This window comes from Sphingomonas melonis DAPP-PG 224 (assembly GCF_000379045.1).
Classification (GTDB): Bacteria; Pseudomonadota; Alphaproteobacteria; order Sphingomonadales; family Sphingomonadaceae; genus Sphingomonas; species Sphingomonas aquatilis.
This window is the reverse complement of the sequence record NZ_KB900605.1, coordinates 1606203-1621101: the sequence shown is the minus strand read 5'-3', so window position 1 is coordinate 1621101 and position 14899 is coordinate 1606203. Positions and strand designations below refer to the sequence as shown.

At 67.7% G+C, this 14899-nt stretch carries 10 protein-coding genes; 3 read left to right on the top strand and 7 right to left on the bottom strand.

The annotated features are described in order from the left end of the window. Positions 1 to 50 precede the first annotated feature (50 nt). The 5 genes from SPHME3_RS0107870 to SPHME3_RS0107850 all read right to left on the bottom strand — a co-directional run bounded on the left by SPHME3_RS0107870 (position 51) and on the right by SPHME3_RS0107850 (position 6086). Positions 51 to 1256, bottom strand: coding sequence for an ABC transporter permease (locus tag SPHME3_RS0107870; RefSeq protein WP_017979712.1), 1206 nt, complete (start codon positions 1254 to 1256; stop codon positions 51 to 53). Positions 1257 to 1410: 154 nt separating this feature from the next. Beyond that, on the bottom strand, positions 1411 to 2124 hold the full coding sequence (locus SPHME3_RS0107865; protein ID WP_017979713.1) for an ABC transporter ATP-binding protein: 714 nt from the start codon (positions 2122 to 2124) through the stop codon (positions 1411 to 1413). A 218-nt stretch (positions 2125 to 2342) separates the two neighbouring features. Further along, positions 2343 to 3740 carry an efflux RND transporter periplasmic adaptor subunit gene (locus tag SPHME3_RS0107860; RefSeq protein WP_017979714.1) on the bottom strand — a complete coding sequence of 466 codons (1398 nt, stop codon included), beginning with the start codon at positions 3738 to 3740 and terminating at the stop codon, positions 2343 to 2345. Then, the gene (locus SPHME3_RS0107855) at positions 3740 to 5233 is read right to left on the bottom strand and encodes an efflux transporter outer membrane subunit (RefSeq protein WP_017979715.1); all 1494 of its coding nucleotides are present in this window, start codon (positions 5231 to 5233) and stop codon (positions 3740 to 3742) included. The genes SPHME3_RS0107860 and SPHME3_RS0107855 overlap by 1 nt, the downstream gene beginning before the upstream one ends. A 70-nt stretch (positions 5234 to 5303) precedes the next feature. Further along, on the bottom strand, positions 5304 to 6086 hold the full coding sequence (locus SPHME3_RS0107850; protein ID WP_017979716.1) for an enoyl-CoA hydratase-related protein: 783 nt from the start codon (positions 6084 to 6086) through the stop codon (positions 5304 to 5306). Between the two features lie 366 nt (positions 6087 to 6452). Here SPHME3_RS0107850 and SPHME3_RS0107845 point away from each other — a divergent pair, with 366 nt between their 5' ends. Together SPHME3_RS0107845 and SPHME3_RS0107840 are read left to right on the top strand one after the other, a co-directional pair. Then, on the top strand, positions 6453 to 9503 hold the full coding sequence (locus tag SPHME3_RS0107845) for a TonB-dependent receptor domain-containing protein (protein WP_018250663.1): 3051 nt from the start codon (positions 6453 to 6455) through the stop codon (positions 9501 to 9503). A gap of 47 nt (positions 9504 to 9550) precedes the next feature. Then, complete coding sequence (locus SPHME3_RS0107840; protein WP_017979718.1) at positions 9551 to 9826, top strand: XRE family transcriptional regulator; 276 nt, start codon at positions 9551 to 9553, stop codon at positions 9824 to 9826. Positions 9827 to 9926: 100 nt separating this feature from the next. On the opposite strand, the gene SPHME3_RS0107835 is transcribed toward SPHME3_RS0107840, so the two are convergent. Together SPHME3_RS0107835 and SPHME3_RS0107830 are read right to left on the bottom strand one after the other, a co-directional pair. Continuing rightward, positions 9927 to 10703, bottom strand: coding sequence for an enoyl-CoA hydratase (locus SPHME3_RS0107835; protein WP_017979719.1), 777 nt, complete (start codon positions 10701 to 10703; stop codon positions 9927 to 9929). Positions 10704 to 10716: 13 nt separating this feature from the next. Next, entirely contained in the window at positions 10717 to 11784 is a 1068-nt protein-coding gene (locus tag SPHME3_RS0107830; protein ID WP_020486570.1) for an enoyl-CoA hydratase/isomerase family protein, read from the bottom strand. A gap of 104 nt (positions 11785 to 11888) precedes the next feature. Here SPHME3_RS0107830 and SPHME3_RS0107825 point away from each other — a divergent pair, with 104 nt between their 5' ends. Beyond that, positions 11889 to 14891: a PAS domain-containing protein gene (locus SPHME3_RS0107825; protein WP_017979721.1), complete on the top strand. Its 3003-nt coding sequence runs from the start codon at positions 11889 to 11891 to the stop codon at positions 14889 to 14891. Positions 14892 to 14899: the final 8 nt, after the last annotated feature.

Below are 14899 nucleotides of genomic sequence, written 5' to 3'. Positions count from 1 at the left end.
ACCCACCCCAACCCATTCAGGCGTTCATCTTGTCCATGTTGCCGCGCACGTCACTCGTGGCGCAGCGCATCGATCGGGTTCAGCGCCGCCGCGCGCCGCGCCGGGAAATAGCCGAACACCACGCCGATCACCGCGGATATGCCGAACGCGATCAGGTTGATCTGCGGATCGAACGTCCAGGGCACCTGCATCAGCGGCACCAGCGCCAGGATCACGCCCTGCGCGATAATCAGCCCGACGATCCCGCCCAGGCACGACAGGGCCACCGCCTCGACCAGGAATTGCAGCAACACCTCGCGCGCCACCGCGCCGATCGCCAGGCGAATGCCGATCTCGCGCGTGCGCTCGGTCACCGACACCAGCATGATGTTCATGATGCCGATCCCGCCCACCACAAGGCTGATCGCCGCCACCGCTGCGACGATGCGGGTCAGCAAGGTCGTCGTGCCGGTCAGCGTGTCCGAAATCTGCTTGGTGTCGAAGATGTTAAAATCGTCCGGCCGCGCGCCGGTCAGGTGGCGGCGTTCGCGCAGCAGTGCGGTGATCGACGATTGCACCGTCGCGCTGGAATAGGCCGGATCGACGCCGACCAGCATCACGCGCACGTCGTCGTTACCGACGAAGCGGCGCTGCACCGTCTTGATCGGCATGACGACCACATCGTCCTGGTCGCCAAAGCCGCCCTGCCCGCGCGTCGTCAGCACGCCGATGACGTCGCAGCTGACATTGCCCAGCCGGATGCGCGTGCCCACCGCGTTGCCGGACGGGAACAGGTTCTTGCGCACGGTATTGCCGATCAGGCACACCGCCTTGCCCGCCTCCTGCTCCGCCGGCGACCAATAGCGCCCGGCGGCGAGCGGCCACGGCTGCACCGTGTTGAACGCCAGCGTCGTGCCGTTGATCGTCGTCGACCAGTTCGCGCCTTCGTAGATGGCGGTGGCGCTGGCGTTGGTCTGCGGCGCGACCGCTGTGACGCCCGCGATCTGCGTCGCGATCGCGTCGGCATCGCCGATCTTGAACGGCGGCGGGGGCGGACCACCGCCACCCCGGCCAAAGCCTTGGCCGGGTCGCACCTGCAACACGTTGCTGCCCAGCGCGCTGATCTGCTGCTGCACCGCGGCCGTCGTCGCCTTGCCCAGCGTCACCATCGTGACGACCGCGCCGACGCCGATGACGATGCCCAGGATCGTCAGGAACGAGCGCAGCAGATGCCGCCGGATCGACCGGATCGCGAGGATGAAGGTGGTGCCTAGCATTGATGATCCTTCTTCCCCTCTCTCGTCGGGAGAGGGGCAAGCCGCCTTCGGCGGCGCCGGGTGAGGGTGGGAGCGTGACGGCTGCGCCCAGTCGCCCTCACCCTTCCGCCGACCTCCGGCCGGCTCCCTCCCTCTCCCGATGGGAGAGGGACCGTCATGCCACCGCCTCGCCCTGCCGATGCTGAGCCTCGATCCGCTCGACCAAGCCGTCCTTGAAATGCACCACGGTGCGCGCGAACGCCGCCATGTCGGGTTCGTGCGTCACCATCAGCACGGTGATGTTGGCGGTGCGGTTGAGGTCGGTCAGCAACTCCATGATCTCGACCGAGCGTTCGCTGTCGAGGTTGCCGGTCGGTTCGTCGGCGAGCAGCACGTCGGGCTGCGTCACGATCGCCCGCGCGATGGCGACGCGCTGCTGCTGGCCGCCCGACAGTTCCGCGGGCGTATGATCCCACCAGCGATCGAGCCCCACCTTCTCCAGCGCCGCCATACCCAGCTCGCGCCGCGTCTTCTTGTCCTCGCCGCGATAGAGCAACGGCAGCTCGACATTCTCCAGCGCGCTGGTGCGGCTCAAGAGGTTGAACCCCTGGAACACGAAGCCCAGGTAGCGCCGCCGCAGCAGAGCGCGCTGGTCGCGATCCAGCGTTTCGACATGGTGGCCGCGGAACAGGAAGGTCCCGCCCGACGGCACGTCGAGGCAGCCAAGAATGTTCATCGTCGTCGACTTGCCCGACCCCGACGGCCCCATGACCGCGACGAAATCACCCGCCTGGATGTCGAGATCGACGCCCTTCAACGCCTGAAACTGCGTCGCGCCGGTGCCATAGACCTTCGTGACGTTGCGGAGGGAGATGAGCGGGTCAGCCATGGGCAACGTCCCGCTTTCCCGCCACGGAGAGAGGCACGCAACAGCGCCACGCCCTACCCGTCACCCCGGACTCGTTCCGGGGTCCACTCCGCGGCGAGGGGAATGGCTGGAGGCTCAAGCGGTGCCGCCGCTGCCCGGTGGACCCCGGAACGAGTCCGGGGTGACGGGGGTGGCTTGGCAGACGTCGCCGCATTTCCACAATCCCCGCAACGGCGCGCTTACTGCCCACCGGCCCCGCCCCCGCGACGGCCGCCACCGGCACCGCCCGCACCGCCACCGCGCCGCGATCCGCCGGCTTTGTCGCCATTGCCCGCCAGCTGGCCGGTGATCACCTGCTGGCCCGGCTTCAGGTCGCCGCTCAGCACCTCGGTCATCGTGCCGTTGGTGTCGCCCGTCGTCACCTGCACCGGCTGCGGCTGGGCGTCGGCGCCCTTGACGTAGACCGTCTGCGTCGCGCCGCGGCCCAGCGTCGCAGTCCGCTCCGGCCGGTCGCGGCGCGGGCGGAAGGTCAGCGATCCGGCGATACCGCCGCTCGATCCACCAGCCGACGCGCCGTCGCTCGGCTTGAAGCGCAGCGCTGCATTGGGGACGAGCAGCACGTTCTGCTTGTCCGACGTCACGATATCCGCGGTCGCGGTCATGCCCGGGCGCAGCTGCAACGACGGGTTGGCGACGGTCAGGTCGGCGGCATAGCTCACCACCTGGTTCGACGAAGCGGTCGTCGCCGTCGTCGCGGTGGAGCTCGCCGAATTGACCGTCAGGTTCGATCCCAGATCGACGCGGCTGATCGTCGCGGGAAAGGTGCGGCCGGGGAAGGCGTCGACGGTGAAGGTCGCTTTCTGCCCGGTCTTCACCTCGCCCACGTCGGCCTCGTCGATCGCGACCTCCAGCTTCATCTGGGACAGGTCTTCGGCGATCACGAACAAAGTGGGCGTGTTGAACGAGGCGGCGACGGTCGCACCCGGATCGATCTGGCGCGCCAGCACCACGCCGTTGACCGGCGAGCGGATGATCGCGCGCTGCCGCTGCGTCTGGCTCTGCGCCAGCAGGGCCTGCGAGGCGCTGACGTTCGCCTGCGCGGTCTTCAGCGCCGCGATCGCCCGCTGGTAATCGGCGCGACCGGACTGGAGCTCGGTGCCCGACGGCACGCGCCCGTTCGACAGCTTGTACACCTCTTCGAGGCGGGCGAGCTGCGCGCGGCTTTCGGCGACGGTCGCCTGCGCCTGGTTCACCTGCGCCTGGTTGGCGGCGATCTGCGCGCGCTGCTGGCGAATCTGGTCGTCGATCTGCTGCGGGTCGATCAGCGCGAGCGGCTGGCCCGCCCGGACGCGATCGTTGACGTCGACCACCACCTTGGTGACGAGGCCCGACAGCTGCGAGCCGACCGTCACCTGGTTGGTGGGCGCGAGCTTGCCCGTCGCGGAGACGGTAACGGTCAGGTTGCCGCGCTCCACGCCCTGCGTCGCATAGCCCGCCTCGGCCTTGCCGCCGAAGCAGCTCTTCAGCAGCAGTGCGAGCAGCACCACGCCGATCGCGACCAGCGCCCATTTCACATAGCGGCGCCACACCGGCACCGGCTTCACGCCGAGGAAATCGTCGAGCTGTGCGTCGGCCATCAGCGGGGTTCCGTTGCGAAAATGGGGGTAGCGCCGCGCTCGGGCGCCTGCGGCACGACGCTGGGGTCCCAGCCACCGCCCAGCGCATCGTACAGCGCGATCAGTGCCGTCGCTTGGTCGGAGCGCGCCTGCGTCAGGCCGTTCTGCGCCGAAAGCAACGCGGCTTCCTGCTGGTTCAGCGTCGTGAAGTCAGTAAGCCCGGTGCGATACTGGCTGCGGCTCAAGATCGCCGAGGCGTTGGCGGCATCATAGGCGATGGCGAACTGCGTCTCGCGCCGCCGCGCCGAATCCAGCGCGACGATGGCATTTTCGATATCCTCGAGCGCCAGCAGCACCACGCCCTTGTAATTGGCGAAGGCCGTATCCGCCGCCGCCTCGTTGCTCCGCACCTGCGCGCGCAGCCGGCCGCCGTTGAAGATCGCCTGCGTCAGACCCGCGAACAGGCCGCCGGTGATCGCATCGCCGAGGCCCGTCAGGCTGGTCGCGTTGCTGTTGATGTTCCCTGTGATCGCCAGCGCCGGATAGAGTTGCGCCTTGGCGACGCCGATCCGCGCGGTGGCGGCGGCCAGCGTGCGCTCGGCACTGCGCACGTCCGGGCGGCGGCGCAGCGCATCGGCGGGGATGCCGACGCCAACACTCGCCGGCCCCTTCGGAATGGCACGCGGCGCCGCGAGCGCACTACGCAGCGCGCCAGGCGCCTGCCCGGTCAGCACACCCAGCCGCGCGACGGCGGCGGCATATTGCTGTTCGATCTGCGGCACGCTCGCCGCGGTCTGCGCCCGCTGGCTGCGCGCCTGTTCGACATCGACCGACGAGACGAGGCCCGCCTGCACGCGGAACCCCGCGATCTCCAGATTGTCGTCCTGGATGGCCAGGCTGGCGCGCGCATTGGCGAGCTGCGCCTGATAGGCGCGCGCCAGCACGTAGTTACGCGCGACCTCGCTTTCGACGCTTAGCAGCACGGTCGCATAGTCGAACCCGCTCGCGTCATATTGCGCGCGGCTCGCCTCCACCGTCCGGCGGATCTCGCCGAACAGGCCGACCTGATAGCTCGCCGACAGGCCGGCCGAGAAGCTGTTGGTGCCGCCGCCACCCGTGTCGACCACGGTGCCGTCGGGCAGCGTGAACGAGCGGCCACCGCCGCGCAGGTTCTCGTTGCGCTGATAGCCCGCCGACCCGGACAGCGTCGGCAGCAGCGACGCGCGGCTCTGCACCAGCGCCTCGCGCGCCTGCCGCAGCCGCCCGATCGCCTGCGCGATATCGGTGTTGGCGCCACGCGCCTGCTCGACCAATTGGCCGAGCACGGGGTCGTCGAAGTTCGACCACCAGCGCGTCAGATCTTCCGGACTGGCCGGCGCCGGCACCGAATAGGCGGTAGGAACGCCCAGCTCGGCGGGCGTCTTCGCGCGATAATCGGGGCCGACGGTGCAGCCCGCCAGGGCCAGCGCGGCGAGCGCCGGAGCGGCGAACGGGGAAGCGGTCAGGCGAGCCATGCGTCCTGTGTGATCAACACACCGCACCGCGTCCAGCGCTTTTATGTCGCAAAATGTCACGTCCGCGTCATCAGCGCCCCTGAAACGCCGGCTTGCGCTTTTGCAGGAACGCCATGCCGCCCTCGGTCGAATCCGCCGATCCCCGCGCGGTGCGTTGCGCATCCGCCTCGGCGGCCAGCGCCGCGGCATAGTCGCTTTCCATCGCCCGGCCCAAGGCGCGCCGCATCAGGCCAAGCGCCACCGTCGGCCCGGCCGCCAGCCGCGTCGCGAGCGCCAGTGCCTCGGCTTCCAGCGCTTCGTCGGCAACGACGCGGTGGATCATGCCCCAGTCGAGTGCCTTGGCCGCCGGCACACGCTCGCCGAGCAACATCATCTCCGCCGCCCGCGCCCGCCCGATCAGCCGTGGCAGCATCCACGACGCGCCACCGTCCGGCACCAGCCCGATATTGACGAACGCCTGCAGGAAATAGGCGGTCTCGCTCGCCACGCAGAAATCCGCGGCCAGCGCCAGGCTGCACCCGATCCCCGCCGCCGGTCCACGCACCGCGCTGACCACCGGTACGCCAAGATCGGCGATCGCCAGCATCGTCGGGTTGTACTGGTCAGTCAGCGCCGCATAGGTCGCCTCGCCGGGATCGTCGGCGCCCAGCGCGCCGCCGCCGACGTCCGCGCCCGAACAAAAGGCCCGCCCCGCCCCCGCCAGCAGCACCGCCCGCGCGCCATCCAGTCGCGCCAGCGCGTCGCGCAGCTCGTCGAACAGCGCTGGCGGCGCCGCATTCAGCCGATCGGGCCGGTTGAGCGTCAGCACCAGGACCGCGCCCTGCCGCTCGGCCAGAATATGCTCATACGCCATGGTCACGTCTTCCTCTCCCGTACAGCGTCGATTCCACCGGTCCGTCCGCCGCTCGCCCCGAGACATAGCGAAGTGCGGAGCGGGTGCCATAGGGGACTTCGGCCGATCCCGGATCAGCCCATGATGCGATGCGCGATGGCACAGGCATCAGCGTCCGTCAGCAATTCGGACCTTTCATGCGCCAGAGACCGTCATCGCGACGTTTTCCAATCCCCGAGCGCAACATAATAAGACAATGTTGCATACATATCACAATGCCAAGAAACGTTCACAATGCTGTCATTTTGTTGCTTGATCCGAATGCGGCGAACCGATCTTATGGCCCCTAGAGGCTCCGTAAGGGGCTGGGACCAAAGGGGTTAATTCGTGAAACTGTCGCATCTCTATGCGGCGACGGCGATCCTGCCGCTCGCCCTCGCTACTGCTTTGCCTGCGTTCGCGCAGACCACCGCCACCGATACCCAGACCAGCCCGGTCCCCGATCCCACCCAGGTCCCGACCGACCAGCAGAACCCGCAGTCGCCCAACGCCGACGCGGGCAGCAACACGCAGAGCGGCGGCGACATCGTCGTCACCGGGTCGCGCATCCGCCGCGACGAATTCTCCGTTTCCGATCCGATCACCGTCATCGGCAAGGACGAGATCACGCAGGCCGGCTTCGCCAGCGCCGCCGACGCGCTGCAGAGCAACGCGATCACCCAGGGCACGTCGCAGATCAACAACACCTACGGCGGCTTCGTCACCGACGGCGGCACCGGCGCGAACACGCTCGGCCTGCGCGGCCTCGGCCCGAACCGCACGCTGATCCTGCTCAACGGCCGCCGCCTGGCGCCAGGCGGCACGCGCGGCTCGGTGGTCGCCGCCGACCTCAATGTGCTGCCGACTGCGATCATCGACCGGATCGAAGTGCTGAAGTCCGGCGCGTCGTCGGTCTACGGCTCCGACGCGGTCGCGGGCGTCGTCAACATCATCACCGACAAGGCGCTGACCGGCCTGCAGCTCGACCTGCAGACCAACGTGCCCGCCGTCGGCGCCGGCGTCGATCGCCGCGCCAGCGCCAGCTTCGGCATGCAGACCGATCGCCTCGGCATCGTCGGCTCGCTCGAATATCGCAAGCGCAACGCGCTCGCCCGCGGCGACGTGCCGTTCTTCAACTGCCCGATCGGCGGGTTCCTCGATGGCGAGGGGTCGGCCTTCGGCTCGGGCGATCCCTTCCCGGTCGGCGATCCGCGCAACTGCTTCACGATCGACAATGGCGGCACCACGATCAACACGCTCGGCCTGCCGACGCGTCAGGCGATCGGCCGCACCAGCGGCGTGCTCGGCAACTTCAACCGCTTCGTCCCCGCCCCCGTCGTCACCACCGGGCCGTTCCCCGGCTATCTCGGCGTCGGCAATTATGATCGCGACACGTTCGATCCGGCGATGCAGCGCGAACCGCTCGTCACCGGCGTCGAAACCTACACGGGCTATCTGTCGGCGACCTACAAGCTGCAGGCGCTCGGCAATGCAGAGGTCTATGGCGAACTGCTCGGAACCCGCCGCAAGTCGGGATCGCCGCTGTATCGCCAGCTGTCGCTCGACTATCTCCAGGGCAGCCCGCTGCTCCCGGCGAACATCCGCAACGGCTCGTTCGCCAACCCGACAAACACGTCGAGCGGCAGAATCATCGCGGCGCGCGCCTTTATCGGCTTCGGCCTGACCGAAGACGCGCAGACCGTCGATTACGTCCGCGCTTCGGGCGGCATCCGCGGCGACTTCTTCTTCCCCGGCTGGCGCTATGACGCCTATGTCGGCAAGTCGTGGAACGATGGCGTCTACACCGGTCAGTCGTTCCTGATCGATCGCCTCGCCAACTCGCTCAACGTCGTCGCCAACCCCGACGGCACCTTCAGCTGCGCCAGCGCCGCCTCCAACCCCAATTGCGTCGCCGCCCCTGCGCTGACCGCCGGGGTGATCGGCGGCCAGCTGCCGCAGAACTTCCGCAACTACATCTTGGCGAATACCCGCGGCACGACGGCGTTCCGTGAGACGACTTATGCCTTCAATATCGACGGCCCACTGTTCAAGCTGCCGGGCGGCGATGCGCAGCTGGCCCTGGGCGTCGAGCACCGCCGCCAGAGCATCAACGACCAGCCCGACCTCAACTCGATCAACGGCAATCTGTACGGCCTGACCGCCGCGACGCCGACGGTCGGCAAGGACAACGTCAAGGAAGCGTTTGGCGAAATCTTCCTGCCGCTGCTGCAGGACCTGCCCTTCGCCTATCGCCTGAACGTCACCGCCTCGGGCCGCTATACCGATTACGCCTCCTACGGCTCGGGCACGACCTACAAGGTCTCGGCGGAGTGGGAACCGTTCCGCGGCTTCGGCTTCCGCGGCAGCTACGGCACGTCGTATCGCGCGCCGGCGCTCGCCGAACAGTTCCTGGGCGCGACCAGCGGCTTCCTGCCGACCAACTCGGACCCGTGCAGCGGCCTGCCGGTGCCCGCGCAGCAGTCGCCCAACCAGCAGATCATCGCGCGCAACTGCGCCTCGATCGGCCTGCCGGCGGACTTCGAACAGCGCAACAGCATCACCTCGTTCCGCGTCGGTGGGGCAGAGGCGGGCTTGAGCGCGGAAACCTCGACCAACTGGACGGTCGGCGCGGTGCTGCGTCCGCGCCTGCCGGAATCGGTCGGCCAGCTGTCGCTGTCGCTCGACTATTTCGACGTGAAGGTCGACAACGGCGTGTCGGACCTGTCCGGTGCGACGATCCTGTCGCGCTGCTACAGCAACCCGAATTTCGATGCGAACGCCGGGTTCTGCCGCTTCGTGCAGCGTGACGCCAATCAGGCGCTTACCGTCACCAGCAGCTTCGTGAACCTGTCCGAAAACATCGTGAAGGGTTACGAGTTCAACGGCCGCTACGCCCGCAACCTGTTCGGCGGCAAGTTCGTCTTCAACGCGAACGTCACCAAATACACCGAACAGTCGACCCGCCTGTTCCCCGAGGAATTCCTGACCGACGCCAACGGCATCGTCACCTCGCCGGAATGGGTCGGCAACTTCGACGCCAACTACACCGTCGGTCCGATGACGGTCCGCTACGGGCTCGACTGGATCGGCGGTGACCACAACAAGACGTACAATTACTTCGCATTCGACAATTTGACCGGCATCACCGATCCGGCGCTGGTTCAGCAGTATCGCGACAATTACTTCCTGGAAGCGGACGGCTACGTCCTCCACCAGCTGTCGGTGCAGTTCAACGTGCAGAAGAAGTACCAGTTCACCTTCGGCGTGCGCAACCTGCTCGACACCAAGCCCCCGCGGATCACCTCCATCGGGTTCACGACCATCGGCAACGCCCCACTCTATTCGGGCTATGATTATGTCGGCCGGTCGTTCTTCGCGAACGTCAACGTCAAGTTCTAACCTGTATCGGAAGGCTCCGGGGCAACCCGGGGTCTTCCTTTTCCCTCATGACGACGATCGACCCTCAACCGCCCTGCGACGCTCGAGCCGAAGCGATCCGGGCAAACCTGCGCCTGGCCCTGGCCGATCAGGTGAAGGCGTGGCAGGTGCCGCAATCGACCGCCGCCGCGCGGCTCGGGATCGGGCGCTCGACGCTCAACAACATCCTCAACCACGACAACCGCCGGATTTCGATCGCGTCGCTGATCACGATGCTGTCGCGCGCCGGCGCCGATGTGTCGGTGGAGGTGGCACTCGCGCCGGCTTGGCCTGAGGCGCAATGAGGCACCGGATTCGTCATCGCGAGCGAAGCGTGCTTCGCTTGTGCTCGCAATGACGGACTAAACCGGGCTGCCGTTTCTTAACAAGACGGCCGAAACACCCTTACCGCCCGGACCAATTCCCCGGCCGCTTCTCGACGAAGGCCGCCATGCCTTCCTTCTGGTCCGCCGTGCCGAACAGCCCGTTGAACAGCCGACGCTCGAACTGGATGCCCTGCGCCAGCGGCGTTTCGAACGCGGCGTTCACCATTTCCTTGTTCGCCAGCACGGCAAGCGGCGCCATCGCGGCGATCGACGCGGCGGTCTTCACCGCCTCCTCGACCAGATCGGCCGCCGGGACGATCCGACTGACGAGGCCGGCGCGCTCCGCCTCGGCGGCATCCATCATCCGTCCCGTCAGGCACATCTCCATCGCCTTCGCCTTGCCGACCGCGCGGGCGAGCCGCTGCGATCCGCCCATACCGGGGCTGACCGCCAGCTTCACTTCGGGCTGACCGAATTTGGCGGTGTCGGCTGCTAGGATGAAGTCGCACATCATCGCAAGCTCACAGCCGCCGCCCAGCGCATAGCCGGCCACCGCCGCGATCACGGGCTTGCGCGTCTGCGTCAGCCGCTCATAGCCCGCGAAATGGTTCGTCCCGTACATGGCGGCGAAGTCCATCGCGGCCATTTCCTTGATGTCCGCACCCGCTGCGAACGCCTTGGCGCTGCCGGTCAGCACCGCGCAGCCCTGGCTTGCGTCGGCGTCGAACGCCGCAAGCGCCGCCAGCAGGTCGGCCAGCACCTGCGCATTGAGCGCGTTCAGTGCCTCCGGCCGGTTCAGCGTGATGAGCGTCACGGCATCGCGCCGCTCGACGAGGATGGTCTTGTAATCGGACATAGGGGGCCTCTCCTTAATTCGGCGTCCACGCCTCGGCGGGCGGCAAAGGCGCAAAGATCTGGTCGATCAGGTGATCGGTCACGGCCTCCGGCGTCGCCGGGTTCCAGCGCGGGCTATTGTCCTTGTCGACGATCACCGCACGCACGCCTTCCAGGAAATCGTGGCGCTGCACGACATGCGTCGCGACCGCATATTCTTGGCGCATCTCGTCGGCGAAGCTCTGCATCAGGCTGCCGTCGTACAGCAGGCGCAGCGACACCTTCATCGACTGCGGCGACTTGGTCTTGAGGATCGCCAGCTGTTGCGCGGCGAAGTCACCCCCATCCGCCTCCAGCGCCGCGAACACCTCTTCCAGCGTGTCGGAGGCGAACAGCCGGTCAATGTCGGCGCGATGGTCGAGCAGCGCTGCATGCGGCGCCGCGACGCTCGCCGCAGTCAGGATCGCGTCGATACCGTGCGGGTCGGCGGCGATCGCCGCCTTCACCTCAGGCAGCGCGCTCGCGGGCAGGTAATGCGTCGCCAGGCCCAGCGCATGCGCCTCGGCCCCGTCGAGTCGGTGGCCGGTGAGCGCGATGAACTGGCCGATCCGCCCCGGCAGGCGCGACAAATACCAACCGCCGCCGACGTCGGGGAACAGGCCGATTCCCGTTTCCGGCATCGCGAACTTCGTGTTCTCGGTGGCGACGCGATAGCGGCACGGCAGCGCGATGCCGACGCCGCCGCCCATCGTCACGCCGTCCATGAACGCGACGGTCGGCTTGGCATAGGCGAACAGCCGATGATTGAGCTGATATTCGGTATGGAAGAAGGCCCGCGCCGCCGCCCCGTCGCCCGCGCCGCTGTCGGCCAGCATGCGGATATCGCCGCCCGCACAGAAGCCGCGCGCGCCCTTGGGATCGCCGTCCGCTGAGGGCGCGTGGTCGATCATCACCGCCGCGATGTCGCCATCGGTACGCCAATCCTCCAGCGCCGCAAGCATCGCCTCGCACATCGCCATGTTGAGCGCATGCAGCGCGCGCGGCCGGTGCAACCGCAGCCGCCCGAGCGCGCCATTGATCTCGATCAAAACATCCTGGGTCATGGTCGCGAGCTTTGCCGGGCGGCAGGCCGCGCGTCCATACCGATCCGACGAATTGGCCTGCCTAAGGGTTTGACTCGCGCCCGACCCCGGCCCATTTCAACACCATGCCCGCGTTGCGTCCGAAACAGACCCTTGATTCCGCCCCTCAATGGCCGCTCGGCGGCGGAGAGTGCGGTGCGCTGATCCGCGATCATGACTGGTCCGCGACTCCGCTGGGGCCGGTTGCTGACTGGTCGGGCGCGCTGCGTACGACGGTCGCCAATATCGTCAACTCGCCGGTGCCGAAGGTGCTGATGTGGGGGCCGGACAATGTCCTGATCTACAACGACGCCTACACCGCCATCGCGGGCGACAAGCATCCGGCGGCGCTCGGCGGCACCGCCGAAGGCGTCTGGCCCGAAATCTGGGACTGGAACCGCGCGATCCTCGATCGGTCCGCGACCGGAGAGGTCGTCGCCTATCGCGACCAGCCGATGACGCTGCTGCGCGACGGCGTACCGCAGACCTTCTTCTTCGACCTGTTCTACACCCCCGTCTACCTCGACGACGGGACGGTCGGCGGCGCGATGTGTACGGTGATCGACAATACCGCGCGCGTCAGCGCGGAGGTGGCGGTCGCGCACAGCGTCGCCGAATTGCGCACCATCACCGACGCGTTGCCGGTCCTCATCTCGTATCTCGACCGCGATCTGGTCTACCGATTCGCCAACGGCGCCTATCAGCAGTGGTTCGGCCGTACGCCGGATCAGATGGTCGGCTGCCACCTGCGCGAGGTGTTGGGCGAGGAGAGTTACGCCGAGCGCCTGCCGCTGGTCGAACGCGCGCTCGCGGGGGAACCGATCGCGTCGGAAGGACGTCTGCCGCATCGCGACGGCAGCTTCCACCGCGCCGACATCCGGTACATCCCCCGCATCGGTGACGATGGCGACGTGCTGGGCATCCATGTTCTGGTGACCGACGTCGAAGAGCGCGCGCAACGCGAAGCGGCGGTCCGTCGCAGCAACGACCGCTTCCGCGGAGCGATGGAGGCGGTCCACGGCGTCTTGTGGACCAATTCGCGGGATGGTCAGATGACCGGCGAGCAGCCCGGCTGGGCGGCGCTGACCGGGCAATCGCGCGAAGACTATGCCGGCTATGGTTGGGCGGACGCCGTCCATCCCGAGGATTCGGATGCGACCGTCGCGGCGTGGAATGCCGCGGTCGCCGCCAAATCGGTCTTCGTGTTCGAACATCGCGTCCGCCGCCATGACGGCGCGTGGCGCAACTGCCTGATCCGCGCGCAGCCGATCACGGATGCCGACGGCGAGATCGTCGAATGGGTCGGCGTCCATACCGACATCACCGAACAGCGCGCCGCCGAACAGTCGCTGCGCGATCAGGCCGAGCATCTGCAACGACAGGTCCGCCATCGCGAACGGGCCGAGGAACAGTTGCGCCACCTCAACGAACATCTCGAAGCGCGCGTCATCTCCGAAATCGGCGAGCGTCGCCGCGCCGAGGCGGCGCTGGCCCAGGCGCAGAAGATGGAGACGATCGGCAAGCTGACCGGCGGCGTCGCGCACGATTTCAACAACCTGCTGCAAGTCGTGTCGGGCAACCTTCAGCTGCTCGCCAAGGACATCGCCGGCAACGATCGCGCCGAACGCCGCGTCGCCAATGCGATGGCCGGCGTGTCGCGCGGATCGAAGCTCGCCGCGCAGCTGCTCGCCTTCGGCCGGCGCCAGGCGCTGGAACCCAAGGTCGTCAACGTCACCCGCTTTGTCCAGGGCATGGACGACATGCTGCGCCGCGCGATCGGCGAGGGCGTCGAGGTGGAGACGGTGTTCGGCGGCGGCCTGTGGAATTGCTTCATCGATCCCGCGCAGATTGAGAATGCGCTGCTCAACCTCGCGATCAACGCGCGGGACGCGATGAGCGGCCAGGGCAAGCTGACCATCGAACTCTCCAACGCGCATCTCGACGACGAATACGCTCGCACCCATGACGAGGTCGAGCCGGGCCAGTATGTCATGCTTGCGGTCAGCGACACGGGCACCGGCATGACGCCCGATATCGTCGACAAGGTCTTCGAACCTTTCTTCTCGACCAAGTCCGAGGGCAAAGGATCGGGCCTTGGCCTCTCCATGGTCTATGGCTTCGTCAAACAGTCGGGCGGCCATGTGAAAATCTATTCGGAGCCCGGCCACGGCACGACGATCAAACTGTACCTGCCGCGCAGCATGGACAGCGAGGACGTCGAGGTCATCGTCAATACCGGCGCGATCGAGGGCGGCACCGAAACGGTGCTGGTCGTCGAGGACGATGACGAGGTGCGCGCCACCGTCGTCGAGATGCTGGGCGATCTCGGCTATCGCGTGCTGAAGGCGGTCGACGCGCAAAGCGCGCTCAGCGTCATCGAAAGCGGCATCCCGATCGACATGCTGTTCACCGACGTGGTGATGCCCGGCACGCTGAAGAGCCCCGAACTCGCGCGCAAGGCGAAGGAGCGCCTGCCCGAACTCGCGGTGCTGTTCACCAGCGGCTATACCGAAAATTCGATCGTGCATGGCGGCCGCCTCGACGCCGGCGTCGAGCTGCTGTCGAAGCCGTATACGCGCGAGGCGCTGGCCCGGAAGTTCCGCACGGTCCTCGCCAACCAGCGCCAGCGCAGCGCCAGCCTGGCCGCGCGCGATCTGACCACGGCGCCTGCCCCGCTGCGCAGCGCCGCGGGTGCGGCAGGACAGGTCACGGTGCTGCTAGTCGAGGATGACGAGGTGATCCGCGCGACCACCGCCGAAATGCTGCAGGCCTGCGGCTATGTCGTCGTCGATGCGGCGAGTGCGGAGGATGCCGCCACCGCGCTCCAGACGGTGCCGATCGACGTGCTGGTCACCGACGTCAATCTGCCCGGCGCCTCCGGCCCGGCCTTCGCGGCCCGCGCGCGCGATCTGCGTCCGGGTGTCGGCATCGTCTTCGCGACCGGCGACACCGCGGGCGTGCCCCCGGGCACCGGCGCGGTGCTGCTCGCCAAACCTTATGGTGCCGATGCGCTCCAGGCCGCCATCGCCGCAGCGCGAACGGGCGAGACACCGGTGCAGGCGCGCAAGCTGGAACGCGAGGCGGACTGACCGTAACG